The following is a 22,403-nucleotide window of genomic DNA, read 5'->3' as shown; positions in this document are numbered from 1 at the left end:
CACCCGAACGAAGGAGAAATCACCATGTCACTCGGCACGATCCTCGTCATTGTCCTGATCGTCTTCCTTCTGGGAGGGTTCAGCGGACGCATCGGAGGCTATGGCTACGGCTTCGGTCACGCCGGCGTCGGCGTGCTGGGCACGGTTCTGATCATCGTGGTCATCCTGATGCTGCTTGGCCGCATCTGACCGCAGACGCCAGACCCGAAACGTCAACGAAGCAGCGGGTTCGCCTGATCCATGTAGGACGGATCGAACTGGGCGAATTCCGCCAATCGGGCATAGTCGTCGAAGGTGACGAGCCCGTCGCGAAACGTGACCATGCCCTCTTCGCGCAACTGCCGCAGCACGCGGTTGACATGGACCGCGCTCAGCCCCAGCGCGTCGGCCAGGTGATATTGCGTGAGCGGACAGGCAAAGCCCGTCCTGTCACCCTGTCCGATCAGGAACAGCCGGGCGGCCAGTTCCAGCAGGAAATGCGCCATGCGCTCGGCGGCATTCCGACGCCCCACATCCACCAGATGCTCTACCACCATCGCCTCGTCACGGGACGCGGCCCACAGAACCGCGGTCGCCAGTCGGGGTGTGTGCGCAAACGCCTCCAGAAGGTCGGCCACGTGGATTTCCGTGACCTCGATGTCGGTCACCGGCTCGATGCTGTGGTCCGACACGTGCAGCAGGACGCTGCGCAGCCCGAGGAAATCGCCGGGGATCTGGAAATCCACGATCTGCCTCTGCCCATCCTCCAGCAACTTGTAGGAACAGGCCCAGCCAGAGGCGAGGATATAGGCGGCCTGGTCCGATTGCCCCTGATGGACCAGATCCCGCCCGGCCACGAAGCTGCGCCGACGCTTGAGCAACGTTGCAAGCACGGAAAGCTCGGCATCCGACAGGGCGACGAATGCGCCGAGCTTTTTGACGAGGGGAGTGGTGTCTATAATGCTTCGACCTCCGGCGCGTGCCGCAGTTCTACCCAAGGAAAACGCAACGACGACTGATGTCGATCAGCGCACCGTAGCAGGTTCCTTGCCAATCTGTCACCAAGCCCCGGGCGCATCCCGGCGTCACACATGCCGGAAAGGTCAGGACCCAATGACGGACGATCGTACGTTTACAGGCATGGCAGCCCTCTCGATCTGCGAAGCCCTGCTTCTCGCCCTGAACGACGCCGGGATCTTGCCCGAAAAGGAAATCATGGGCGTTCTCATGGATGCCGCGGCCACGCATGAGAATGCGGTCGGATCCGAGGCCGAGATCGAAAGGCACAGGGCTGCGGGGGCACTGATCCGGCGGATCATCGCCGGAGGCAACTCTGTCCGCCGGGCGTGACTTCGCGCGGTCTCTCCTGGATCGGACCATTGTAGTGCGCCGGCGGATCAAACAGCACAACCCACTTGTGATGAAATGAGAAAATCATGAAACATAACGAAAAATCAGTTTCTTCTCATCCACCGACATCGCCAGGACCAAGGGGCGTCGCCAGCAAGCAGAGGCCCGAAAAGCCCGCACTGGAAGAACCACGCGCGTTTGACGACAGCGGCGCAAAGATCGACCGTCCGGGCTTTGATCTGGGCGGGTCTTCTGGCGAAACCCATGCCGGTACAGGTTTGGGCCTGGGACAGGATGCATCGGACACGGCGGGCGACAGGCGGCTTCCCGGGCGTCGGCCCGACAACAAGCTGACCATCCCTCGCTGGGGCGGGCCTGAGCCAAAAGGCATGACCAAGCCTGCCAGGAAACCGTCAGGCCGCAAGACGTAGGTTTCGATGAACGCGCTGCAGATCGGTACGCTTCTGATCGTTTTCGCCGGTGCGTTCGGCGCTGTGAATCACATTCTATTCCGCCTGCCATCGGCCATCGGCATCCTGGTTGTCGCCCTTGCTGCATCCATTTGCGTTCTTGGCCTCGAGGCGCTGCGCCCCGATCTCGGTGTCGCCATGGAAATGCGGCGTTTCGTGACTGACGCCGAGTTCTCGCGGACCCTGCTCGAAGGAATGCTCGGCCTCCTGTTGTTCGCAGGGGCGCTGCATGTCCGTGTGGAGGACCTGCGCGAACAGGCCTGGACGATCGCACTCATGGCGACGCTGGGGGTGGCGCTCTCTGTCACGGTTGTAGGCTTCGGCTTTCATTGGGTCACCGGCATGCCTTTGCTGGCGGCACTGGTCTTTGGCGCGCTGATCTCTCCCACCGATCCGGTGGCGGTGCTCGGCGTCATGACCGAAGCCAACCTGCCGAAGTCGCTCGAGGCCAAGATCATCGGGGAATCCCTGTTCAACGATGGCGTCGGCTATGTGGTCTTCCTCGTGCTGGCCGGTCTGGCTTTCCAGCCGGTCGGCGGGCATGTGGTTGCCGATCCGGTCGGCATCCTGATGTTTTTCGTGAAGGAGGTCGGTGGCGGCGCGCTGATCGGCGGCGTCCTCGGATTTCTGACCTACCGGGTCATGCGTCGGATCGACGACTATCCTCTGGAGATCCTGCTCTCGCTCGGCCTGGCCCTGGGGGGCTACCAACTCGCGGTCGCCCTGACGGTATCAGGGCCGATCATGGCCGTGGTCGCCGGGCTGTTCATCGGCGATGTCGGCGCCAAGCACGGCATGTCCGAACAAACCCGGACGCATCTGAACGGGTTCTGGACCGTCATCGACGAGATTCTCAATGCCGTGCTCTTTCTGCTCATCGGCGTCGAAGTCTTCGTCGTCACCCTGAATGTCGAGACGATTTCGGCCGGGATCGCCACGATCGGCCTGGCGCTGATCGGTCGCCTTGTCGCGGTTGCGCTGCCGGTCATGCTGATCAAGCCGTTCCGGGAGTATTCGCGCGGCGTGATTCCAGTCATGACATGGGGCGGGCTCAAGGGCGGGATATCCGTCGCCCTCGCGCTCAGCCTGCCGGACAGCGACTGGAAGCCGCTGATCCTCACCGCGACCTTTATCGTCGTCGTGTTCTCGATCATCGTGCAAGGGCTTACGATCGCGCCCCTGGCCCGCTTTCTGAGCCGAGAACCCGCGTCGCGCTAGGCGGAGCCGCTCACGAACGGGCCGGTTGCGTCGCCTTGATCACGTCTTCGAAATCCGAGGCAGCGATTCCTGCCCTGATCGCTTCGCGAAGACGCATGATCTTCTCACGATCCGATGCGGGCGCGCTGCGGCTGCATCTCTCCATGACATCAAGAAGTCGCCCGACCACGTCGGCGTCCCTGTTTCCGTATCGGGCAATGGCCGCGAACGTCGAACAGGCCAATTCCGCGAATGTCACCGGATCAAAAACGACCCGCAGTTTCATGTCCTGATCCCAGATCTGGCCAGAGGGGAAATGCCGACCCGCCAAGATGCCAAGCACCTCGCCCAGGCGATCCAGGCAATAAAGCGCGGTTGTCGGGTCGTTCACCCCCGGCGACAAGGCACGTTGCGCGATTTCCACGATCCGCCTGAGCGAGAACTCGATATCGTGGTCGGGCGTGCGCTCCTGACCAAACGAGAACGCATTGGACAGGTCGTCGGCAACGGCATCCGAGACCCGGCCGTAGGGAAAGGAAACGACAAGTGACCCGCTGCCGGGAACAAAATCTCCGACCCGTGTCTCCACCCGGACAACGAGATCGTTGTCGCTGGCGACGCGCCTCAGCCGGTCCAGATTGATCGATTGTATGTAGCCGCCGACCGACGCAACCACGGATCGACTGTCGTCGTCAAAAGCTGGCGGCAGCGCCTCGGCCATTGGTTTCCCGGGAAACGGGACAGAGGTATGGCCGTGCTCGGGGAAGACTCGCTCTGCGGTCTTGCGGGCCTCGACCGCAAGCTTGGCAAGAATGGTCTCGATGCGGATTGAGGTCGCGATGTGGTGGATGAAGTAGATGAGCGTCGCAAGGCTTGCGACGGCCAGGATCATACCGAACGTTACTGCGATCACTGGCACGAAGTAGGAATCGCCGCTTCCCCGAACGGAGGCAAGGACCAGCGGGCAGTAGACGAAGGTGGACAGGAATGTGCCCAGCACAAGCTGATTACCGCGGTCGCGCATGAAATTGCGCAGCATTCGGGGGCCGAACTGTGAAGATGCCAGTTGCAGGGTCAGCATCGTCATCGAGAATGTGACGCCGGCAACCGTAATCATGGACCCCGCAATCGCCGACAGGATCGCGCGCGCGCTTTCTGGTCCGAAGGCATAGGTCCATTCGTCGATCCATCCGAGCCATGCGGCCTCTAGGGAGTCGAGCAGGATCAACAAGATAGCCGTTGCCATGGCCGAGATTGCCATGACCGACGGCAGAAACCAGAAACTGCTGTGCAGTCGGTCCCATGTCCTTGGAACGAATTCGAGATGACCGCGCATCATATTCGGCACCCCGGTCGGGATACTCTCATGGGCTCATCTCACCTTGTCGCGCGAACGACATGACAGCTTCGAACGCTTTGATCATACGATCCGCGAGGCTTCGCAGTTACTCCGGCTGCTCGTCTTTTTCGTCGGATTTGGTGACGCGGGTCTTGCCTGCGGGACGTTCGTTGGCACGTTTCAACTCGTCCCGCGTGCCGATGTCACGCGGCAAACGTCCACCTGAACGCCCTGCTTGGGAGATGGTGCCTTTAGCACCAAGGGCGTGGTCGGCGTCGTCGGGTTTCGGGGTTTTCTCACGGGCCATCAGTTTGTCTCCAGTTGTCGGGTTGCGAAAATCTCTGCACTCAGCGCAGGCCGAAAAAGCCCAAGATAAGCATGATGATGACTACGAGACCGACGATGTATATGATCCGGTTCATTGCGTTCCTATCTACTCTGAGCGTGTTCAATCGGCGCTTACATCTTTAAGTGTAGTACATCGGAACTCCTGCCGTACTGACACGGATCAATGCGCTGCGTGTGGCAGTGCCTTTTGGGAGTGGTGTCATACGAATGCCAAACAGTCTCGGAATCGACAGCAACACCGCCCGAGATGCCGCGCAGAGACCGACGCCACGCGGCAAGAGCGGCGGCGCGGTTGGCCTTGAACGGGGCTGCTGGAGACGCAGCGCTCGCTGTCGAAGAGGTTCGAGACGAAGGCATGGACGGAAGCAAGTTTCTGAAGACTTCGCATTCGACACAAGGCGAGCAACGCGCGCTCTCGTCGTCGGAACCGCTGGCTTCGGCGTCATCTGGCAGCGGATCTTCGCACATCATGCACCAACTTGCGAACCGGACCACTCAAGTGGGGCAGACCAGTGCCCGCCCAGCGTCTGGTCAGTGGCGAGTGCTGTGCCGATACCGGCGCAGAGGGGGGCGGAGGTCAGATCTCGGTCGGCGCGCTGCACCACCGCTGCGATCTCCGCGCGATGCTGGTAGTGATAGGCAATCGGCGACACTGACACCTCGGGCTTCTCTGGCTCGCCGTCGCGCAGGATCAGCAAACCCTCGGCCGGCACGCGCTCGGGAAGCGCCTCACCGCGCAGGGGCGTGGCGGACAGCGATAAGAGCCGAGCGTGCAGCGCGGCGAGGATGGTTTCGCTTGGGGTGGGCATATTGGTTCGACCAGACTGTGGCGACACGCCGCGAAGAAGGTCCGGAACAGCAGGTGAATTGTTGCGGTCTCCAGCGCCCCTTGCGGCTGCCAAGGCGCTGTGAACAATTGACAGGATCGCCACCTGAAACCGGACCAGTCGAAGACAGATGACCGTGAAGACCGCAACGCACTCCGGCACATATCTGACGGTCCTGGTGGTGCTGGGCCTGACACATCTGCTGAACGATTTGATGCAATCGCTGATTCCGGCGGCTTATCCGATCCTGAAAGAGGCCTATGCGCTGGATTTCGCGAGGATCGGGATGATCACGCTGACGTTCCAGATCGCCGGATCGCTGCTTCAACCGGTGATGGGCATGGTGACAGATCGGTATCCCGCACCCTATTCGCCGGTGATCGGGATGATGTTCACCCTGTCCGGCTTGGTCAGCCTTGCCTTCGCGCCCAGCTATTCGATCATCCTGGTCTCGGTGGCATTGATCGGCATTGGATCGTCGATCTTTCACCCCGAAGCGACGCGCATAGCGCGCTATGCCGCGGGGGGCCGGCATGGGCTCGCGCAGGGCATCTTCCAGGTCGGCGGGCAGGCTGGTGGGGCACTCGGACCGGTTTTCGCCGCGCTGATCATCGTTCCCTTCGGGCAGCCGAGCCTCGCCTGGTTCGCAGCCACTGCGCTCGTGGCGATGATGCTCTTGACCTGGATCGGCAGCAAGCAGCGCCAGATCAGGGCAGAGTTCATGATCATGCGGGACGTGGCCAGCAAGAAGGGGGGTGTTGTCGTCAGGCACGCGCCGCTGACCATCGGCATCGGCCTCGTCGTCCTGACCCTGCTGATGTTCGTCAAGAACGCCTATAGCGAGAGCTTTCGTTCATTCTACACCTTCTACCTGATGGATCGCTTCGGCCTGTCCATCCCGTCGGCCCAGATGATGCTCTTTGTCTTCCTGCTGGCCGCGGCGGTGGGGGTCCTGGTCGGCGGGATCGTGGGCGACCGGATCGGTCGATACCGGATCATCTGGATTTCCGTGCTGGGACCGCTGCCACTGACGTTGATCCTGCCCTATGCGGATCTTTTCTGGACCGGCGTTCTGACGATCATGATCAACCTGATCATGGCCAGCGCCTTCGCGTCGATCCTGATCTATGCGATGGAGCTTCTCCCCAATCGCATCGGTCTGATCGGCGGGTTGTTCTACGGGCTGAACTTCGGGCTGGGCGGGATCGCGGCCGCGCTGCTTGGCTTTCTGGCCGACAGCTATGGCGTCGAAGCGGTCTATCGGTTCTGCTCGTTCCTTCCACTCGCGGGTTTGCTGGCCTGGTTTCTACCGCGGATCGAGGACGGCGCCGGAACTTGATCCGGGGAACTGGCCGTCAGGGGCTCTCGCGTGAAGGAAATCATGTGAGATGGCAGTCGTTGAGGGCCCGAAGCGTGACCCCCAGCCCGTCCGTCCATTAACCCTCTTCGCCACGATAAGCCACGGCACGGTTTCGTGTGCGCTTGGCGTCCAGGCCGACGTCCAACTGCTTCGGCAGCCTGACAGGAGGGACGAGGGACAAAATCGCCGCGGTTCACCGTGGTCGTCGCGCCATCGATCACTGCGATCTCGTGGCTCCAACCGAACTGGTAGGCCTCGCGCGGATCGAAGCGCTGCGGCACATAGGCGGCGGCAGATGCCACCCCTTCATCCTTGGACCACGTCGCCGCGTATCGCCGGACCGCTTCATAACCGCCATCATAACCTCGGGTCCTGAGCCCCTCGAAGATGCGGATGCGGGTCAGTCGCTCGCGATTGGGCTTCCGCGCGTTCACCGCCAGCATCCCGTCGAGCATGTCTTTCCAGGGTCCGATCTTCGGCAACGACTGAATGGTCCGCTCGTAGGCGAGGTCCGGCAAGCCGACGGATAATGGTTTCATCGAAGCGTTCAACAGCAAGCTCCGGGCGGAATGCCTGAATGCCCACTGGTTCATGAGCCTTGCCGACGCACGCGAAAAGCTGGATGCTTGGCGTAGGGACTACAACGAGGTCAGACCCCACAGCGCAATCGGATACAACGTGCCGATTGCCATGCATTATCCCGATGGCGCAGCCAGCCCGCCATCGTGAACGAGCCCGGATGTTCCAGCTTCCGGCGGTCCAAAGAGGGCGAGCAGCGAAAAAAACCGCAGACTCTCGTTATGACTGAGGGACCACCGGGGGGCAGGTCACAGGACATACCAAACCGACGCTTCAGTGCTTGACCATCACATGCCGCGCGACGGTGTAGTCCTCGAGTGCGTACATCGACATGTCTTTGCCATAGCCCGAGGCCTTGAGCCCGCCATGCGGCATCTCGTTGGTCAGCATGAAATGCGTGTTGATCCAGGTGCAGCCATAGCGCAGCCGCGCCGCAGTCGACATGGCGCGGCCGATGTCCCGGGTCCAGACCGAGGACGCCAGACCATAGTCGCTGTCGTTGGCCCAGGCCACCGCGTCGTCAACGTCGTTGAACGGCGTGACCGAGACCACCGGGCCGAAGACCTCGCGCTGCACGATCTCGTCATGCTGTTGCGCGCCCGCGATGACGGTCGGCGCATAGTAGTAGCCGCGCGTGCCATGCACCGCGCCACCAGTGGTGATCTCGATATGGTTCACGTCGCGCGCGCGTTCGACAAAGCTGGCGACTCGGTCGCGCTGGCGGGCCGAGATCAGCGGCCCGATCTCGTTCTGCGTATCATCGGCATTGTCGAAAACGATGGACGACACCGCCGAGGTCAGGTCGGCCACGAGCGTCTCATAGACCTTCTTCGACGCGTAGATCCGGCAGGCGGCGGTGCAGTCCTGCCCGGCATTGTAATAGCCGAAGGCACGAAGTCCCTCGACGACCTCCCCGATATCGGCGTCGTCGAACACCACGACCGGGGCCTTGCCACCCAGTTCCAGGTGCGTGCGCTTGACCGTCTTCGAGGCCGCCTGAAGCATCTTCTTGCCCGTAGCGACGTCCCCAGTGAGGCTGATCATGTCCACGCCCTTGTGCGTCACCAGCGCGTTGCCCACCGTCTCACCCCGCCCGGTAAGGACGTTGACCACGCCCTTTGGCAGCTCCTCGGCCAGGATCTTGGCGAATTTCAGCGCCGTCAGCGGCGTCTGCTCGGAGGGTTTGAACACGACCGTGTTGCCGCCCGCGAGGGCCGGGGCGAGTTTCCACGCCATCATCATCATCGGGTAGTTCCACGGCGCGACAGAGGCGATCACGCCCACCGGGTCTCGTCGGATCATCGAGGTGAACCCGGGCAGGTATTCGCCTGCCACGGGCCCGTGCATGTTGCGCGCGGCCCCGGCGAAATAGCGGTAGGTGTCGACGATGGCCGGCACCTCGTCGCCGATGGCGGCGTTGATCGGCTTGCCGCAGTTCAGCGCCTCGAGCGCGCCAAAGGCCTCGCCCTCGGCCTCGATCCGGTCGGCGATCCGCAGCAGCGCGGCCGAGCGTTCGGCGGGCGAGGTGCGGGACCAGCCGTCGAAGGCCTCATGTGCGGCGGCGACGGCGGCATCGACCTGCTCGGGCGAGGCTTCGGGCAGGTCGAGGATCGTCTCGCCGGTACGCGGGTTCAGGATCGCCTCGGGCGTCTCGGTGCCCGCGGTGAAGGCGCCGTTGATCAGAAATTGGGTGTCCATGTCAGGTCTCCACGTCTTTGGGTCACTTGCCGCCCCCGGCGGTCTCGGAGCCGCCGCGGGTCAGGTAATAGGCGCCGAGGATCGGCAGGAAGGTCACCAGCACCACCATCATGGCGACGACGTTGGTCACCGGGCGCTGGCGCGGGCGCACCAGTTCCTCCAGCATCCAGATCGGCAGGGTGGCCTGCTGACCGGCGGTAAAGGTGGTCACGATCACCTCGTCGAAGGACAGCGCAAAGGCCAGCATCCCGCCCGCCAGCAACGCGGTGCCGATGTTCGGCAGCACGATGTAGCGGAAGGTCTGGAAGCCGTTGGCACCGAGGTCTGCGGAGGCCTCCAGCATCGGGCCGGAAATGCGCCGGAACCGCGCCACCGCGTTGTTGTAGACCACGACGATGCAAAAGGTCGCGTGGCCGAGGATGATGGTCAGCGTCGAGAACGGGATGCCGCCCAGGTTGAACGCCGAGCGCAGCGCGATGCCGGTTATGATGCCGGGCAGCGCGATGGGCAGGATCACCAGCAGCGACACGGTTTCCCGGCCGAAAAAGCGCGCCCGGCTGACCGCGGCGGCACAAAGCGTGCCCAGCACCAGCGCCAGCGCGGTCGAGATGGCCGCCACCTTCAGCGAGAGCGTCAGCGCCTCCCACACGTCGGGGCGGTTCCAGGTCACGCCGAACCACTTCAGCGTCAGCCCCGGCGGCGGCCACTGGTAGGTGCGGTCCTCGGTGGTGAAGGCGTAGACAAAGATCAGCAGGATCGGCAGGTGCAGGAACAGCAGGCCCGCAAAGGCCGCGATCTTCAGCCCCAGCGAGGCGCGGTCAGAGGGCATCGAAGGCCCCTTTCCGCTTGGCCACCCACAGGTAGAAACCCATGATGACGATGGGCACCACGGCAAAGGCGGCGGCCAGCGGGATGTTCCCCGCGGTGCCCTGGTGGGCATAGACCGCCTGTCCGATGAAGTTGCGCGACGATCCCACGATCTGCGGAATGATGTAGTCGCCCAGCGTCAGCGAGAAGGTAAAGATCGACCCGGCGATCATCCCCGGCATGGCCATCGGCAGGATCACATGGCGCAGGGTCTGGCGGCGCGAGGCTCCGAGGTCGTCCGAGGCTTCCAGCAGGTTTTGTGGCACGCGTTCCAGCGAGGCCTGCAAGGGAAGGATCATGTAGGGTAGCCAGACATAGAGGAACACGAGGAACGTGCCGATGTAGCTGACCGACAGCGAGTTCCCCCCGATCACCGGCAGCGCAAGGATTGCGTTCAGCACGGCGCTGGCACCGATCCCGTCCACCGCCCAGGTCAGGATGCCTTCCTTGGCGAGAATCAGCTTCCACGCGTAGACCTTGACCAGGTAGCTCGACCACAGCGGCAGCATCACCGCGAGGTAGAAGAAGGCCTTCATCCGGCCCCGGGCATAGCGCGCGGCATAGTAGGCGATGGGGAAGGAGATGATCGCGGCGGCGATGGTGACGGCGGCGGCCATCACGGTCGTGCGGATGACGATGTCGAAATTCGCCGGGCGAAAGAGCTCGGCATAGGTCTTGAGCGTGAACTCGTGCTTGATGAGGCCGGTGAACTCGTCGATCGAGAAGAAGCTCTGCACCAGCAGCGCCGCGAGCGAGCCGATGTAGACAACCACCAGCCACAAGAGCGGCGGCGCCAGCAGCAGCACCAGCAGCACGCGCGGGCGGCGCCAGAACAGGTCCGAGAGCGGATCGGTCAGGCGGGCGAGGGCGGCCATCAGCCTTCCTCCATCCGGTGCAGCGCGCCTTCGTCCCAGGTCAGGCCGACGGATGCGCCCGGCTCGGGCGCGGCGGCGCTTGCGGGCAGGTCGACCGACAGTGCGGTTCCGCCCGCCATCACGGTGACGCGGTTGACCGGGCCAAGATAGCGGCGGCCCGCCACTGTGCCATCGATCCGGCCTGCGCCCGGCGCGGTCAGACCGATGACTTCGGCGCGCAGGCTGGCCCACGTCTTGGGCGCCCCGACAGAGGCGCAGAACTCGGGCGGCAACACGTTGGCCGAGCCGACGAAATCCGCGACGAAGCGGGTGCGCGGGCGCTGGTAGATCTCCTCCGGCGACCCGATCTGGACGATCCTGCCGTCGTTGAAAACGGCGACCTTGTCGGCCATCGACAGCGCCTCGCCCTGGTCGTGGGTGACGAAGACAAAGGTGATGCCAAGCCGCTGTTGCAGCGCCTTCAACTCGTCCTGCATCGCCTCGCGCAGCTTCAGGTCCAGCGCACCCAGCGGCTCGTCCAGAAGCAGCACCTTGGGCTTGTTGACCAGCGCGCGGGCCAGCGCCACGCGCTGCCGCTGCCCACCCGACAGCTGCGCGGGCTTGCGGTCGCCGTAGCCTTCCAGCTTGACCAGGGCGAGCATCTCTTCGGCGGCGGCGTGGCGGGCGCGCTTGTCGACGCCGCGCACCATCAGCCCGTAGGCCACGTTGTCGCGGACGTTCAGATGGGGAAACAGCGCGTAGTCCTGAAAGACGGTGTTCACCGGGCGGCGGTTCGGCGGCAGGTCGTCGGACTGCGCGCCGAAGATGCGCACATGTCCCGAGCTTGGCCGCTCGAAGCCAGAGATCAGCCGCAGGCAGGTTGTCTTGCCCGATCCCGAAGGCCCGAGCATGGCGAAAAAGCTGCTCTCGGCGATGGTCAGAGTCACCTCGTCCACCGCGCGCACCGTCCCGAAATGGCGCGAGACCCGGTCGAATTCCACCGCATCAGTCATTGCAGATCCCCTATCGGCGGCGCCCGTCAGGCGCCGCCGGCATTGGCGTTCCGTGAGTGGAGCCGATCAGCGTCCGCCGATCACGCCGATGTAGTCCGACACCCAGCGATAGTAGGGCACACATTCGCCCTGGCTTTCGCACTTGCTGACCGGGGTGGTCCAGAAGCGGATCTTCTCGAAGTCCGCCAGACCGTTCGCGTCGCAGCCTTCCTGAGTCTGCATCCCGCGCCCGTCCGAACAGGCCGCCGGCACCGAGGGCACCGCGCCGAACCAGACCGACAGGTCGGATTGCAGGTTCGAGGACAGCGTGTGCTCCATCCACATGTAGGCGCAGTTCGGATGCGCTGCATCGACATGCATCATCGTGGTGTCGGCCCAGCCAGTCGCGCCCTCGGCCGGGATGACCGAGGCGATGGGCAGCCCCTCGCTTTTCAGGATGTTCACCTGGAACGGCCACGAGCCCGAGGCAACCACACCCTCGTTCTTGAAATCGTCCATCTGTATGAAGGCGTCATGCCAGTAGCGCCCTACCAGCGTGCGCTGAGTGCGCAGCAGGTCGAGCGCGGCGGCATACTGGTCGGCGTTCAGTTCGTACGGAGAGGTGATGCCCAGCTCGGGCTTGTGCGTCATCAGGTATTGCGCCGCGTCCGCGATGTGGATCGGGCCGTCATAGGCCTGAACGCGCCCCGAGTTCGACTTGCCGTCGGGCAGGGTCATTTCCTCGAACACCACGTTCCACGATGTCGGTGCCTCCGGGAAGACCTCGGTGTTGTACATCAGCACGTTCGGCCCCCACATGTAGGGCGTGCCGTAATGCACCCCGTCCACCGTGTGCCAGGGCGCATTCTTGAGCCGCTCGTCCACCGTCGACCACGACGGGATTAGGTCGGTGTTGACCGGCTGGACCCGCTTGCCCGCGATCAGCCGCAACGAGGCATCGCCCGACGCGGTCACAAGGTCGAACCCGCCCTCGTTCATCAGCGCCACCATCTCGTCCGAGGTGTTGGCTGTCTTGACGTTGACCTTGCAGCCGGTGGCCTCTTCGAACTTGGTCACCCAGTTGAAGTTGGGGTCGGTCTCGCCTCGCTCGATATAGCCGGGCCAGGCGACGATATCGACCTGGCCTTCGCCCGCGCCGATGGTGGTCATTTGCGCGACGACAGGCTGCGCGGCGACGATGGCCGAGATTGCTGCCGTCATGAGAAAGCGTGCAGTCATTCCGAGTCTCCCTATCGGTTGTCCAGTGAGTCGGCCCATTCGTTTTTTCGGGCTCTTTCGGTTGACGCAAAGTGTCCGCCTGCCGGTGACTAATCGCAAACTCAAAATTCTGGCACAAGGTATCGGAAAAGCAGAAAGCTCAGGACGATGCCTGAAAGGAACTGCGCGCGAGGCGAATGAAATCCCGCGCATTGTCCGAAAGCGGTGCGCCCCGCCGCCACGCCATGCCGACCTGCACCGTGGGCAGATCGCCAGAGACGTCGCGGATCTCGATCCGGTCGCCTTCCAGCGACCACGGGCGGTAGATCAGGTCCGGCAGGATCGCCACGCCCATGCCCGTCGCCACCAGCGAGCGCACCGCCTCGACCGACTGGGTGCGGAACGCCACCTCGGGGCGCGCGCCCAGCGACGACAGCAATTCTTGCGTGCTTTCCTCGATTTCCTCGACTGACAGCATGATCAGCGGTTCGCGCGCGACATCGGCCAGGCTGACCGCCTCTTCGGCGCCTAGCGGATGGCCAAGCGGCAGCCACAGCCGCATGGCCGAGGCCGCGATGCTTTCGACCTGGAAGGCGGCACGGTTGTGCAGGTTCGAGACAAACAGGAAGGCGACGTCGATCTCGCCGCCGATCAGCAGGTGTTCGAGGTATTCGCCGCTGTCCTCGACCGCGCTTATATGCACGCCGGGAAAGGTCCGGCGAAACCGGCCCATCGCGTCCGACAGGCCGTAACCCGCCACCAGCGAGGTCACGCCAAGCCGGATCTCTCCGGTGCGCGCCTCGCTGTCGACCATGAAGGCCCGCCTCGCGTCCGACACGTCGTCGCGGATCTTGCGCGCATGGCGCAGGAACTGGTGCCCGGCCACCGTGATCTCCAACCCCCGGGCCCGGCGTTCGAACAGCCTTATCCCGAGGTCGGCCTCCAGTGCCTTGATCGCCTCCGTGACCGAGGATTGCGAAATCGTCAGCGCCTTGGCGGCGGCGCTGACACTGCCATGTTCGGCGGCAGCGACAAAGAACTGGAGTTGCCGGAGGGTGAAGGCCATGTCTCTTTCCGAAGCCCGCGTGGATGGGCCGAATGAAGCAGAAATGCCCGTTCGGGGAAAGACGGGCGCTGCCGTCGCGGAAATGGCCCGCTTCGATCCGCGGGCGACCGTCAAAAAAATTTCACTTGCGAGACTCAGGTGTTCAGTCTCCCATCCTCGGTATCGGGGGGACGGCACGACCGCAGCAGCGGAGCGATGCAGTCGTCCTCGGAACAACGCCCCTGCCGACCATGCCCAGGCTGATCCGGGCGGCCGGCGGGCGATACAACAGGGACTGGTCATGACCAAGAGATTGAAAACCGCGCTCCTGGCGTCTGCCGTCGCGTTCGTGACGACGCACGCCGCGCTTGCCGAGTCGCATGGCGACCTCGTCGCCGCCGCAAATGCCGAGGGCATGCTGACCACGATCGCGCTGCCGCACGACTGGTGCGGCTATGGCGACGTGATCGCGGGCTTCAAGGCGAAGTATCCCGACATCGCTGTGAACGAACTCAACCCCGACGCCGGCTCGGCGGACGAGCTCGAGGCGATCCGCGCCAACAAGGGCAACACCGGCCCGCAGGCGCCCGACGTGATCGACGTTGGCCTCGCCTTCGGGCCCGCAAGCAAGGACGAAGGGCTGATCCAGCCCTACAAGGTCTCGACCTGGGACACGATCCCCGCCGACGCCAAGGACGCCGAGGGCTACTGGTATGGCGACTATTACGGCGTCATGGCTTTCATCGTGAACAAGGACCTGGTCGACACCGTGCCGACCTCTTTTGCCGACCTGCTGAAGCCCGAGTATGCCGGGATGGTCGCGCTGGCGGGCGATCCGCGCGCCTCGAACCAGGCGATTCTCGCTGTGATGGCCGCCGGCATGGCGCGCGGCGCGGCACCTGGTGCCGATGCCGCCGAGGCCGGGCTGGAGTTCTTCGCCGAGCTGAACGCGGCCGGCAACTTCGTGCCCGTGATCGGCAAGGCCGGCACGCTGGCCCAGGGCACCACGCCGATCATCATCGAGTGGGACTATAACGCGCTCGCCGCCCGGGACACGCTGGCCGGCAACCCGCCTGTCGATGTCATCGTGCCGTCCGACGCGGTGCTGGCCGGGGTCTACGTGCAGGCGATCAGCGCCTACGCGCCGCACCCGAACGCGGCCAAGCTGTGGATGGAATACCTCTATTCGGACGAGGGCCAACTCGGCTGGCTGAACGGCTACTGCCACCCGATCCGCTTCAACGACCTTGCGGCCCGCGGCGTCATCCCGCAGGAGATGATGGACAAGCTGCCTCCCGCCGAGGGCTATGCCAAAGCGGTCTTCCCGACCGTCGAGCAGGTCAACGCCAACAAGGAAACCGTCGTGGCCGGCTGGGACAGCGTCGTGGGCGCCAACGTGCAGTAAACCCGATATCGGCCGGTCTCCGGGATGATCCCGGGGGCCGACGCCCTCAGACGGGCCGACAGAGCCCGCGCGAACGAAAGGACAGGGATGGTGAACCGGGCCGCAAGCCGCAGGCGGATCGACCTGCGCTGGGTGGGGCTGTTGCCCTTCGCCGTCTTCGCGGGCCTGTTCCTGATCCTGCCGACCCTCTACATCGTCGTGGGCGCGTTCCGCACGCCGCAGGGCGGGTTCACCTTCCAGAACATCCTCGACCTCAACACGCCCAGCATTCGCTCGGCCTACTGGGTGTCGATCAAGGTCAGCTTCCTGTCGGCGCTGTTCGGCTGCCTTATCGGCTTCGGCATGGCGGCGGCGATCACCGTGGGCGGCCTGCCGAAACGCATCCGCGAGCCTCTGCTGACCTTTTCCGGCGTTGCCTCGAACTTTGCCGGGGTGCCGCTGGCCTTCGCCTTCATTGCCACGATCGGCCCGGCGGGCCTGATCACGCTGTGGCTGCGCCAGGACTTCGGCATCAACCTGCGTGCCTATGGTTGGAACCTGCTGTCGACGCCGGGGCTGATCGTCACCTACCTGTTCTTCCAGATCCCCTTGATGGTGCTGATCATCACGCCCGCGCTGGACGGGCTGCGCCGCGAGTGGCGCGAGGCGGCCTCGATCCTCGGCGCAAGCGCATGGCAATACTGGCGCATGGTCGGCCTGCCGATCCTGTTCCCCTCGCTGCTGGGCACGATGGCGCTGCTGTTCGCCAACGCCTTCGGCGCCGTCGCCACCGCCATCGCCCTGACCGGCCCCTCGCTGAACATCGCGCCGATCCTGCTGTTCGCGCAGATCCGGGGCGACGTCCTGGGTTCGCCCAACCTGGGATACGCGCTGGCGCTGGGCATGATCGTCATCACCGGGCTGGCGAATGCTCTGTATATCTGGCTGCGCACCCGCTCCGAGAGGTGGCTCAAATGATGCGCGTCTGGGCCTGGGGGGCGCTGCTGTTCGGCTGCATGTATTTTGCGCTGCCGCTGATCGGCATGACCGAGTTTTCGCTGTCCATGCGGCGCGGCGAATACAGCTTCGACGCCTACCGCGTGGTCCTCGCAGACCCGCGCTTCCAGGCGACCTTTGCCTATTCGGTGGTGATGGCGCTGGTGACCATCGCCTTCGGCGTGCTGCTGGTGGTGCCGACCGCCTACTGGGTGCGGCTGAAACTGCCCAAGGCGCGGCCCTGGGTCGAGTTCATCACCCTCCTGCCGCTGGTGATCCCGGCCATCGTGGTCGTGTTTGGATACATCCGGCTTTACAACACGTCCTCGGTCCTACCGCTGACCGGCTCGGTCATGGGCACCAACCTGCTGTTGATGTTCGGCTATGCGACGCTGGCTCTGCCCTACATGTATCGCTCGGTCGATACGGGTCTGCGCACCATCGACGTGGCCACCCTGACCGAGGCGGCGCAGAGCCTCGGCGCCGGCTGGGTCACGATCCTGGGGCGGGTGATCCTGCCCAACGTGCTGGCCTCGGTCCTGTCCGGCGCCTTCCTGACCTTTGCCATCGTGATCGGGGAATTCACGATGGCAGCCCTTCTCGACCGGCCGGCCTTCGGCCCCTACATGCAGATCCTCGGCGCCAACCGCGCGTACGAGCCTGCCGCGCTGGCGGTGATCGCCTTCGGCATCACCTGGGCCTGCATGGGACTGATCGGGCTGGTCAACCGGTTTTCACGACACACGCAGGCAAAACGCTGATGGGATTTCTCGACCTCGACCGGCTCGAAAAGAGCTTCAACGAGACGCGCGTGGTCCGCGACTTCTCGCTGTCGGTCGAGAAGGGCGAATTCGTCTCGTTCCTCGGCCCATCGGGCTGCGGCAAGACCACGACCCTTCGGATGATCGCGGGGTTCGAGACGCCGACCTCGGGCGCGATCCGGATCGGCGGGCAGGACGTGGTCAACGTCAAGCCCAACCGCCGCAACATCGGCATGGTGTTCCAGTCCTACGCGCTCTTTCCCAACCTGACCGTGGCGCAGAACGTGGCCTTCGGGCTGAAGGTCTCGGGCGCGCCGCGCGACCGCATCGCGGCCCGGGTCGACGAGATGCTGGCAATGATCGGCCTGCCGGACCTTGGCGGGCGCTATCCGTTCCAGCTGTCGGGCGGCCAACAGCAGCGCGTGGCGCTGGCCCGCGCTCTGGCCCCTGCGCCGCAAGTGCTGCTGCTGGATGAACCGCTCTCGGCGCTCGACGCGCAGATTCGCGTCTCGCTGCGGTCGGAAATCCGGGCGATCCAGCAGAAACTGGGGATCACGACAATCTACGTGACCCACGATCAGGAAGAGGCGCTCTCCATGTCCGACCGGATCGTGGTCATGCACAAGGGCATCGCCGACCAGGTCGGAACCCCGTCCGAGATATACAACAGCCCGGCGACCCGCTTTGTCGCCAGCTTCATCGGCACGCTGAATCAGGTCGATGCCGTGGTCGAGGATCCGGCCAACGGCACGGTTGAGGTCGGAGGGCAGCGGCTGGTGCTGGGGCGCGCTTTGGGCCGGGCACGGGGCGCGCGCGTCGCGCTGGCGGTGCGGCCGCAGGCGCTGCGCATCGGCGCGCCGGGCCCGGGCGAGGTCGGACTGTCGGCGCGCGTGGTCGAGACGCAGTTCCTCGGGGCGGTGCAGCGTATCGTCGTCGATCTGGGCGGCGCGCCGTTGTCGCTCGACGCGTTCAACCGCGCGGGGGCGCACCTGCCCCAGACGGGCTCTCAGGTGACTCTGTCGGCGGCGGCAGAGGATGTGCTGGTGCTGGTCGACTGAGCCTGCCGTGCCGCGCCATAGCGCTGCACCGCGTCGCGGGCGGCGGCAAAGGCCTCTGCCCACTCGGACGCCAATGGCCGCGGAGCGATGACCCGCGCGGGCGGCGGAGTGACGATCCGTTCGCCGATCCCGTGCGCCGCCAGCGCCGCCGCGCCCACGGCGGTCAGTTCGGGCGTGCCTGCCACCGCGACCTCGCGGCCCAATGCATCGGCCAGGAATTGCAGGAAATAGCCGTTGGCCGACATGCCGCCGTCGACCGAGATCCGCGTCCCCAGCGGCTGCGCCCTGTCCATCTCGGCCACCACCTCGGCGGCGCGGAAGGCCACGCCTTCCAGCAGCGCCCGCATCAGGTCGCGCGGGCCGCTGGCCAGGTCCATCCCCATCCAGGCGCCCCGCGCGCGGCGGTCCCAATGCGGCGCAGCCAGCCCCGCGAGCGCGGGCACAAAGGCCAGCCCGCGCGCGATGGCGGGCAGGCCGTCGAACCGGCCGATCTCGGCATAGTCGCGGAACAGGCCCAGCCCGCGCGCCCAGTTCACCGCGGCCGAGGCGGCATAGACGCCGCCATCCAGCGCATAGGCGGGCGGTTCGTCGTGTTCGGCCCAGGCGACGGTGGGCAGAACGCCGCCCGTATCGGCGGGCAGGCGGTCGGTCAGCGCCAGCGCGAAGGCGCCGGTCCCGAAAGTGATCTTGGCGTCGCCTGCGCGGCGGCAGCCATGGCCGAACAGTGCCGCCTGCTGGTCGACGACCGAAGCCGACAGGCGCAGCCCGCCGACCTGACCGAGGTCGCCCGTGCTCGGGCGGATCGCTGGCAGGCACTCGATCGGAACGCCAAACAGGGCGCACAGCTCGGGGTCCCAGTCCAACCTGTCCAGCCGCATCAGCGACGTGCGCGAGGCGGTGGTGGGATCGGTCTCGAACCGTCCCGCCAAGCGGTCGCGAAAGTAGGCGTCAGTGGTGCCCAGCCGCAGCCGTCCGGCGTCGCGCAGCCTGTCCGCCTCGGGGATGGCGGCGATGAGCGCCAGCTTGGAGGCCGAGAAATACGGGTCGAGCGGCAGACCGGCGCGATCCCGCACCAGCGCCGACGCCTCCGGTCCCAGGCGCGCCAGCGCGGCGGCGGTGCGGTCGTCCTGCCAGACGATCGCCGGTCCTACCGGGACACCGGTTTGCGCATCCCAGCCCAGGCATGTTTCGCCCTGGTTCGCCAGGCCCACGGCGACCGCGCCCGCCGCTGCACCAGCCTCGAAGGCCGTACGCACATGGGCCAGCAACTCGGTCGCGTCGTGTTCGACCTGGCCGGGCGCGGGGTAGGATTGGGCGTGGTCGCGGCTGAAGATCACCCGCGCCGACCCGTCCTCGCCGACCAGCACTGCGCGGGTCGAGGTGGTGCCCTGGTCGACGGCGAGGAAGGTCATGCGGGATCCTCCCGAAAGGTCAGGGTGACGGGGCCAGCGGGAAGCGTAGCGGCCTCAAGGACGATGCGCCGCTCGGGCCTGCTGTCGACGGCAAAACCCACTCGATCGCCCGCGCCCCCGGTGGCGACGACCTGGCCGCGCGCGGGACGCGACAAGCGCAGGTGCAGGCGCGGCTCGGTGCCCGCTGCCGAAGGTCGCTGCGGCATCGCCCAGCCCAGCACGGGGTCGGCCAGCGTCAGGCGTGGCGGCGGAGCGGGCAGGCCGCCGGCCAGGGACGCCGCGATGGCGCCGGCGACGCGGCGGCCTTCGTCCCAGCACCAGCCCGCCGTTTCGGCCGGGCGCAGCAGGTTGCCGGCGGCAAAGACCCCGTCCAGCGAGGTACGCCCCCAGGCATCGACGACGGGGCCGCCGGTGGCCGGATCGGCCTCGATCCCGCTGTCTCGCAGCAGCACCGCGTCTGGGCGAAAGCGTCCTGTCACCAACAGCCCGTCGCAGACCAGCCGCCGTGTGCCGTTCCGGTCGCGCAAGATGACGGCCTCGACCTTGTCGTGCCCCTCTACCGCCTCGACCGACGTGCCAGTCAGAAGGGGAATGCCGTGCAACGAGGGAAACAGCGCGGCCGGAAAGCGCGCCGTGGCGCGCGGTCCGGGCTCGACCATCGCCACGGGGCGTATGCCCGCATGGGTGGCGGTTATCAGCGCGGAAAAGGCCACCAGTTCGGTGCCCAGGATCACCGGCGCGCGGAACGGGCGCAAGCCGGACCCGTAGACCATCGTCTGGAGCGTTCCCGTCGTGGCGATCCCCGCCGGTTTCGTGCCGCCGACGGCGCGTGGCGCGCGCGGCGTCTCGCGACAGCCGGTCGCCAGCAGCACCCGTTCGGGCAACAGGCTGGACAATCCGTCATGGCTTGATAGCTCCAGGACGGGCCCGGCGTGGATCGCGGTCACGGTGGTGGCGGACAGGATCGTGACGCCCGCCGCACGCGCCTCGGCCACCAGGCGGCGGGCATAGTCGGGACCGCGATAGAGGCGGCGGAACTCGCGCCAGCCAAAGGGATAGTGGCCGCAATGGCGGGGGATGCCGCCCGGCGCGGGATCGCGGTCGATCACTATGACGGGGCCGATCCCGGTGCGGCGCAGCGCGATGGCCGCCGACAGGCCCGCCGGCCCGCCGCCCACGATGGCGACGCGTGGCGCACTCATTCCACCGCCTCGGCCATCGGGCAGGGCAGGCGGCCCCGCGTGACCTGCGCCAGCGTCGCGGCGCACCAGTTGCCCTGGCAGCGGCCCATCGTGACGCGGGTCCGGCGTTTCAGGCCCGCAAGGCTGCCTGCCGGGACCGGGCCGGACAGCGCGGCCTCGACCTCGGCGCGGGTCACGCGCTCGCAATGGCAGAGGATGCCGCCATTGTCGGGGGCCTGCCAGCCGCGGGGCAGGGCCTCGGCCAGGTTCGGCACGCGGGGCCACAGCGGGTCGGGCAGGGCCGCGCGGTCGAGCAGCCCCGCGCACAGCCGCCAGACATGCGCTGCCGTTCCCAGCGCCGAGGACAGGCCGGTTGACCGAATGCCGCCCACCGTCACCGCGTTGCGGCCCTCGTGCGCCTTGATGCGATAGTCCTTGAACTCGGTCGCCGGGCGCAGGCCCGCATAGATCGCCGTGACCTCTTCCCGCGCCAGCGCGGGCAGGATTTCCGCCCCGCGCCGTTTCAGGGCCTCCAGCGTCTCGGGGACCAGCGTCGCGGCCTCGCGGTCGTCCTGGTCCTCGGCGGTCGGGCCGACCAGCAGGTTGCCAAAGACCGTCCGGCAGACGACGACACCCTTGGTGATCTTGTTCGGCACCGGCAGCAGGATGTGGCGGGCAAGGCGGCTGGCGGGCTTGTCGTAGACGACGAACTGCCCCTTGCGCGGTCGAAGAGTGAAATCGCGCGCGCCGAACAGGCGCTCGTCCACCACGTCGCCCCAGTTGCCCGCGCAGTTGATCGCGACGCGCGCCCGGACCACACCGGAGGTGGTCTCCAGACGCCATTCCGAGCCGTCGAAGGCGCCGCCCGTGACCTCGGTCCCGCGCAGCAGGACCGCGCCGTTCTCAACCGCCTGCAGAATGTAGGCCAGCGGCGCCGACCAGGGGTCGATCAGCGACTCGCGTGGGACCCGGAAGGCGCTGCGCAGGCTTGGGTTCAGGTTCGGCTCCAACGCCAGGACCTGCGCCGGGGTCAGCGGGGGCGAAACGTCGGTCACGCCGTTGGTCCGCGCCTGCGCGATGAGCGCGGGCAGCGACGCCGCTTCGGCGTCTGTCCAGGCGATCACCAGCGCGCCGGCCTCGTCCAGGGGCAGGTTCAGGCGCTCGTGGATGGCGCGGTATTCGGCATATCCCTCGACGATGCAGGCCTGCTCGACAGAGCCCTCCGGGGCGTCGAAGCCGGTGTGCAGGATGGCGCTGTTGCCCTTGGACGCGCCGTCGAGGATATCGGCGGCCTTTTCAATCAGGACGGTCCGCCAGCCTTCGAGGGTCAGCCGTCGCGCGATTGCGCAGCCGATCACTCCGCCGCCGATCACCGCCGCGTCAAAGAGGTCGTCCGTGTCCTGCGCCCTGACCAATCCAACCTCCAGCCGCCTGTTTTCCCGGCAATTTGTTGCACGCGGCCCGATGCGGCGTCAAACCCGCCGTCGC

General features: G+C 65.9%; 21 protein-coding genes and 4 pseudogenes. 10 read left to right on the top strand and 15 right to left on the bottom strand.

The features are described 5' to 3' along the window. Nucleotides 1–24: 24 nt before the first annotated feature. Nucleotides 25–189: a DUF3309 family protein gene (locus KB874_RS04145; protein WP_212535255.1), complete on the top strand. Its 165-nt coding sequence runs from the start codon at nucleotides 25–27 to the stop codon at nucleotides 187–189. Between the two features lie 23 nt (nucleotides 190–212). Here KB874_RS04145 and KB874_RS04140 read toward each other — a convergent pair whose 3' ends face one another. Continuing rightward, entirely contained in the window at nucleotides 213–941 is a 729-nt protein-coding gene (locus tag KB874_RS04140) for a Crp/Fnr family transcriptional regulator (protein ID WP_212535330.1), read from the bottom strand. A gap of 151 nt (nucleotides 942–1,092) precedes the next feature. Between KB874_RS04140 and KB874_RS04135 the strand changes: the two genes are divergently transcribed. The 3 genes from KB874_RS04135 (at nucleotide 1,093) to KB874_RS04125 (ending at nucleotide 3,017) form a co-directional block, all read left to right on the top strand. Further along, entirely contained in the window at nucleotides 1,093–1,329 is a 237-nt protein-coding gene (locus KB874_RS04135) for a hypothetical protein (protein ID WP_212535254.1), read from the top strand. Between the two features lie 86 nt (nucleotides 1,330–1,415). Next, entirely contained in the window at nucleotides 1,416–1,760 is a 345-nt protein-coding gene (locus KB874_RS04130; protein WP_212535253.1) for a hypothetical protein, read from the top strand. Nucleotides 1,761–1,766: 6 nt separating this feature from the next. Then, the gene (locus KB874_RS04125) at nucleotides 1,767–3,017 is read left to right on the top strand and encodes a cation:proton antiporter (RefSeq protein ID WP_212535252.1); all 1,251 of its coding nucleotides are present in this window, start codon (nucleotides 1,767–1,769) and stop codon (nucleotides 3,015–3,017) included. Nucleotides 3,018–3,027: 10 nt separating this feature from the next. Here the strand turns inward: KB874_RS04125 and KB874_RS04120 are convergent, their stop codons facing one another. The 4 genes and pseudogenes from KB874_RS04120 to KB874_RS04110 form a co-directional block, all read right to left on the bottom strand. Further along, on the bottom strand, nucleotides 3,028–4,332 hold the full coding sequence (locus KB874_RS04120) for a DUF2254 domain-containing protein (protein WP_283053772.1): 1,305 nt from the start codon (nucleotides 4,330–4,332) through the stop codon (nucleotides 3,028–3,030). Nucleotides 4,333–4,441: 109 nt separating this feature from the next. Continuing rightward, a complete protein-coding gene (locus tag KB874_RS04115) occupies nucleotides 4,442–4,642 on the bottom strand; it encodes a hypothetical protein (RefSeq protein WP_212535250.1) in 201 nt (66 codons plus the stop codon). Between the two features lie 305 nt (nucleotides 4,643–4,947). Beyond that, nucleotides 4,948–5,110 (bottom strand): annotated as a pseudogene (locus KB874_RS23375) (IS6 family transposase); the annotation flags it as partial. A gap of 88 nt (nucleotides 5,111–5,198) precedes the next feature. Further along, a pseudogene (locus KB874_RS04110) lies at nucleotides 5,199–5,492 on the bottom strand (acyl-CoA transferase); the annotation flags it as partial. A gap of 148 nt (nucleotides 5,493–5,640) precedes the next feature. Between KB874_RS04110 and KB874_RS04105 the strand changes: the two are divergent. Further along, on the top strand, nucleotides 5,641–6,849 hold the full coding sequence (locus KB874_RS04105; protein ID WP_212535249.1) for an MFS transporter: 1,209 nt from the start codon (nucleotides 5,641–5,643) through the stop codon (nucleotides 6,847–6,849). A gap of 215 nt (nucleotides 6,850–7,064) precedes the next feature. On the opposite strand, the pseudogene KB874_RS04100 reads toward KB874_RS04105, so the two are convergent. Then, nucleotides 7,065–7,382, bottom strand: a pseudogene (locus tag KB874_RS04100) (IS21 family transposase); the annotation flags it as partial. Here KB874_RS04100 and KB874_RS04095 point away from each other — a divergent pair. Beyond that, nucleotides 7,375–7,599: pseudogene (locus KB874_RS04095) on the top strand (integrase core domain-containing protein); the annotation flags it as partial. The pseudogenes KB874_RS04100 and KB874_RS04095 overlap by 8 nt on opposite strands. A 123-nt stretch (nucleotides 7,600–7,722) precedes the next feature. Here KB874_RS04095 and KB874_RS04090 read toward each other — a convergent pair. From KB874_RS04090 to KB874_RS04065, 6 genes are all read right to left on the bottom strand, one after another. Next, complete coding sequence (locus KB874_RS04090; protein ID WP_212535248.1) at nucleotides 7,723–9,147, bottom strand: gamma-aminobutyraldehyde dehydrogenase; 1,425 nt, start codon at nucleotides 9,145–9,147, stop codon at nucleotides 7,723–7,725. A gap of 22 nt (nucleotides 9,148–9,169) precedes the next feature. Further along, complete coding sequence (locus KB874_RS04085; RefSeq protein ID WP_212535247.1) at nucleotides 9,170–9,976, bottom strand: ABC transporter permease; 807 nt, start codon at nucleotides 9,974–9,976, stop codon at nucleotides 9,170–9,172. Next, complete coding sequence (locus tag KB874_RS04080) at nucleotides 9,966–10,889, bottom strand: ABC transporter permease (RefSeq protein ID WP_212535246.1); 924 nt, start codon at nucleotides 10,887–10,889, stop codon at nucleotides 9,966–9,968. The genes KB874_RS04085 and KB874_RS04080 overlap by 11 nt, the downstream gene beginning before the upstream one ends. Then, nucleotides 10,889–11,881 carry an ABC transporter ATP-binding protein gene (locus KB874_RS04075; protein WP_212535245.1) on the bottom strand — a complete coding sequence of 331 codons (993 nt, stop codon included), beginning with the start codon at nucleotides 11,879–11,881 and terminating at the stop codon, nucleotides 10,889–10,891. The genes KB874_RS04080 and KB874_RS04075 overlap by 1 nt, the downstream gene beginning before the upstream one ends. Nucleotides 11,882–11,947: 66 nt before the next feature. Next, on the bottom strand, nucleotides 11,948–13,099 hold the full coding sequence (locus KB874_RS04070; protein WP_212535244.1) for an ABC transporter substrate-binding protein: 1,152 nt from the start codon (nucleotides 13,097–13,099) through the stop codon (nucleotides 11,948–11,950). A gap of 139 nt (nucleotides 13,100–13,238) precedes the next feature. Further along, nucleotides 13,239–14,144: a LysR family transcriptional regulator gene (locus tag KB874_RS04065; RefSeq protein WP_212535243.1), complete on the bottom strand. Its 906-nt coding sequence runs from the start codon at nucleotides 14,142–14,144 to the stop codon at nucleotides 13,239–13,241. A gap of 280 nt (nucleotides 14,145–14,424) precedes the next feature. Here KB874_RS04065 and KB874_RS04060 point away from each other — a divergent pair, with 280 nt between their 5' ends. From KB874_RS04060 to KB874_RS04045, 4 genes are all read left to right on the top strand, one after another. Beyond that, nucleotides 14,425–15,528 carry an ABC transporter substrate-binding protein gene (locus tag KB874_RS04060; protein WP_212535242.1) on the top strand — a complete coding sequence of 368 codons (1,104 nt, stop codon included), beginning with the start codon at nucleotides 14,425–14,427 and terminating at the stop codon, nucleotides 15,526–15,528. A 90-nt stretch (nucleotides 15,529–15,618) separates the two neighbouring features. Continuing rightward, entirely contained in the window at nucleotides 15,619–16,485 is an 867-nt protein-coding gene (locus KB874_RS04055; RefSeq protein WP_428849224.1) for an ABC transporter permease, read from the top strand. Then, nucleotides 16,482–17,264 (top strand): ABC transporter permease, encoded by a 783-nt coding sequence (locus KB874_RS04050; protein WP_212535240.1) that lies wholly within the window; start codon nucleotides 16,482–16,484, stop codon nucleotides 17,262–17,264. Before KB874_RS04055 ends, KB874_RS04050 begins: the two co-directional genes overlap by 4 nt. Continuing rightward, a complete protein-coding gene (locus KB874_RS04045; RefSeq protein ID WP_212535239.1) occupies nucleotides 17,264–18,322 on the top strand; it encodes an ABC transporter ATP-binding protein in 1,059 nt (352 codons plus the stop codon). The genes KB874_RS04050 and KB874_RS04045 overlap by 1 nt, the downstream gene beginning before the upstream one ends. On the opposite strand, the gene KB874_RS04040 is transcribed toward KB874_RS04045, so the two are convergent. The 3 genes from KB874_RS04040 to KB874_RS04030 are packed head-to-tail and all read right to left on the bottom strand — an operon-like array spanning nucleotide 18,271 to nucleotide 22,330. Next, nucleotides 18,271–19,734 (bottom strand): FGGY-family carbohydrate kinase, encoded by a 1,464-nt coding sequence (locus KB874_RS04040; protein ID WP_212535238.1) that lies wholly within the window; start codon nucleotides 19,732–19,734, stop codon nucleotides 18,271–18,273. The two genes, KB874_RS04045 and KB874_RS04040, sit on opposite strands and share 52 nt — an antisense overlap. Next, nucleotides 19,731–20,936 (bottom strand): NAD(P)/FAD-dependent oxidoreductase, encoded by a 1,206-nt coding sequence (locus KB874_RS04035; protein ID WP_212535237.1) that lies wholly within the window; start codon nucleotides 20,934–20,936, stop codon nucleotides 19,731–19,733. Before KB874_RS04035 ends, KB874_RS04040 begins: the two co-directional genes overlap by 4 nt. Continuing rightward, the gene (locus KB874_RS04030; RefSeq protein ID WP_212535236.1) at nucleotides 20,933–22,330 is read right to left on the bottom strand and encodes an NAD(P)/FAD-dependent oxidoreductase; all 1,398 of its coding nucleotides are present in this window, start codon (nucleotides 22,328–22,330) and stop codon (nucleotides 20,933–20,935) included. The genes KB874_RS04035 and KB874_RS04030 overlap by 4 nt, the downstream gene beginning before the upstream one ends. Between the last annotated feature and the right edge of the window lie 73 nt (nucleotides 22,331–22,403).

The sequence above is a fragment of the Thetidibacter halocola genome (genome assembly GCF_018224955.1).
GTDB classification, from domain to species: Bacteria; Pseudomonadota; Alphaproteobacteria; order Rhodobacterales; family Rhodobacteraceae; genus Thetidibacter; species Thetidibacter halocola.
The sequence above is the reverse complement of the archived record's forward strand: the minus strand, read 5'-3'. Positions and strand labels throughout refer to the sequence as shown.

Coding starts and splice junctions, on each gene's coding strand:
- KB874_RS04135 (WP_212535254.1), top strand. CDS start 1,093: ATGACGGACGATCGTACGTTTACAGGCATGGCAGCCCTCTCGATCTGC.
- KB874_RS04035 (WP_212535237.1), bottom strand. CDS start 20,936: ATGAGTGCGCCACGCGTCGCCATCGTGGGCGGCGGGCCGGCGGGCCTG.
- KB874_RS04145 (WP_212535255.1), top strand. CDS start 25: ATGTCACTCGGCACGATCCTCGTCATTGTCCTGATCGTCTTCCTTCTG.
- KB874_RS04120 (WP_283053772.1), bottom strand. CDS start 4,332: ATGCGCGGTCATCTCGAATTCGTTCCAAGGACATGGGACCGACTGCAC.
- KB874_RS04115 (WP_212535250.1), bottom strand. CDS start 4,642: ATGGCCCGTGAGAAAACCCCGAAACCCGACGACGCCGACCACGCCCTT.
- KB874_RS04090 (WP_212535248.1), bottom strand. CDS start 9,147: ATGGACACCCAATTTCTGATCAACGGCGCCTTCACCGCGGGCACCGAG.
- KB874_RS04105 (WP_212535249.1), top strand. CDS start 5,641: ATGACCGTGAAGACCGCAACGCACTCCGGCACATATCTGACGGTCCTG.
- KB874_RS04080 (WP_212535246.1), bottom strand. CDS start 10,889: ATGGCCGCCCTCGCCCGCCTGACCGATCCGCTCTCGGACCTGTTCTGG.
- KB874_RS04050 (WP_212535240.1), top strand. CDS start 16,482: ATGATGCGCGTCTGGGCCTGGGGGGCGCTGCTGTTCGGCTGCATGTAT.
- KB874_RS04125 (WP_212535252.1), top strand. CDS start 1,767: ATGAACGCGCTGCAGATCGGTACGCTTCTGATCGTTTTCGCCGGTGCG.
- KB874_RS04065 (WP_212535243.1), bottom strand. CDS start 14,144: ATGGCCTTCACCCTCCGGCAACTCCAGTTCTTTGTCGCTGCCGCCGAA.
- KB874_RS04075 (WP_212535245.1), bottom strand. CDS start 11,881: ATGACTGATGCGGTGGAATTCGACCGGGTCTCGCGCCATTTCGGGACG.
- KB874_RS04060 (WP_212535242.1), top strand. CDS start 14,425: ATGACCAAGAGATTGAAAACCGCGCTCCTGGCGTCTGCCGTCGCGTTC.
- KB874_RS04070 (WP_212535244.1), bottom strand. CDS start 13,099: ATGACTGCACGCTTTCTCATGACGGCAGCAATCTCGGCCATCGTCGCC.
- KB874_RS04040 (WP_212535238.1), bottom strand. CDS start 19,734: ATGACCTTCCTCGCCGTCGACCAGGGCACCACCTCGACCCGCGCAGTG.
- KB874_RS04045 (WP_212535239.1), top strand. CDS start 17,264: ATGGGATTTCTCGACCTCGACCGGCTCGAAAAGAGCTTCAACGAGACG.
- KB874_RS04130 (WP_212535253.1), top strand. CDS start 1,416: ATGAAACATAACGAAAAATCAGTTTCTTCTCATCCACCGACATCGCCA.
- KB874_RS04085 (WP_212535247.1), bottom strand. CDS start 9,976: ATGCCCTCTGACCGCGCCTCGCTGGGGCTGAAGATCGCGGCCTTTGCG.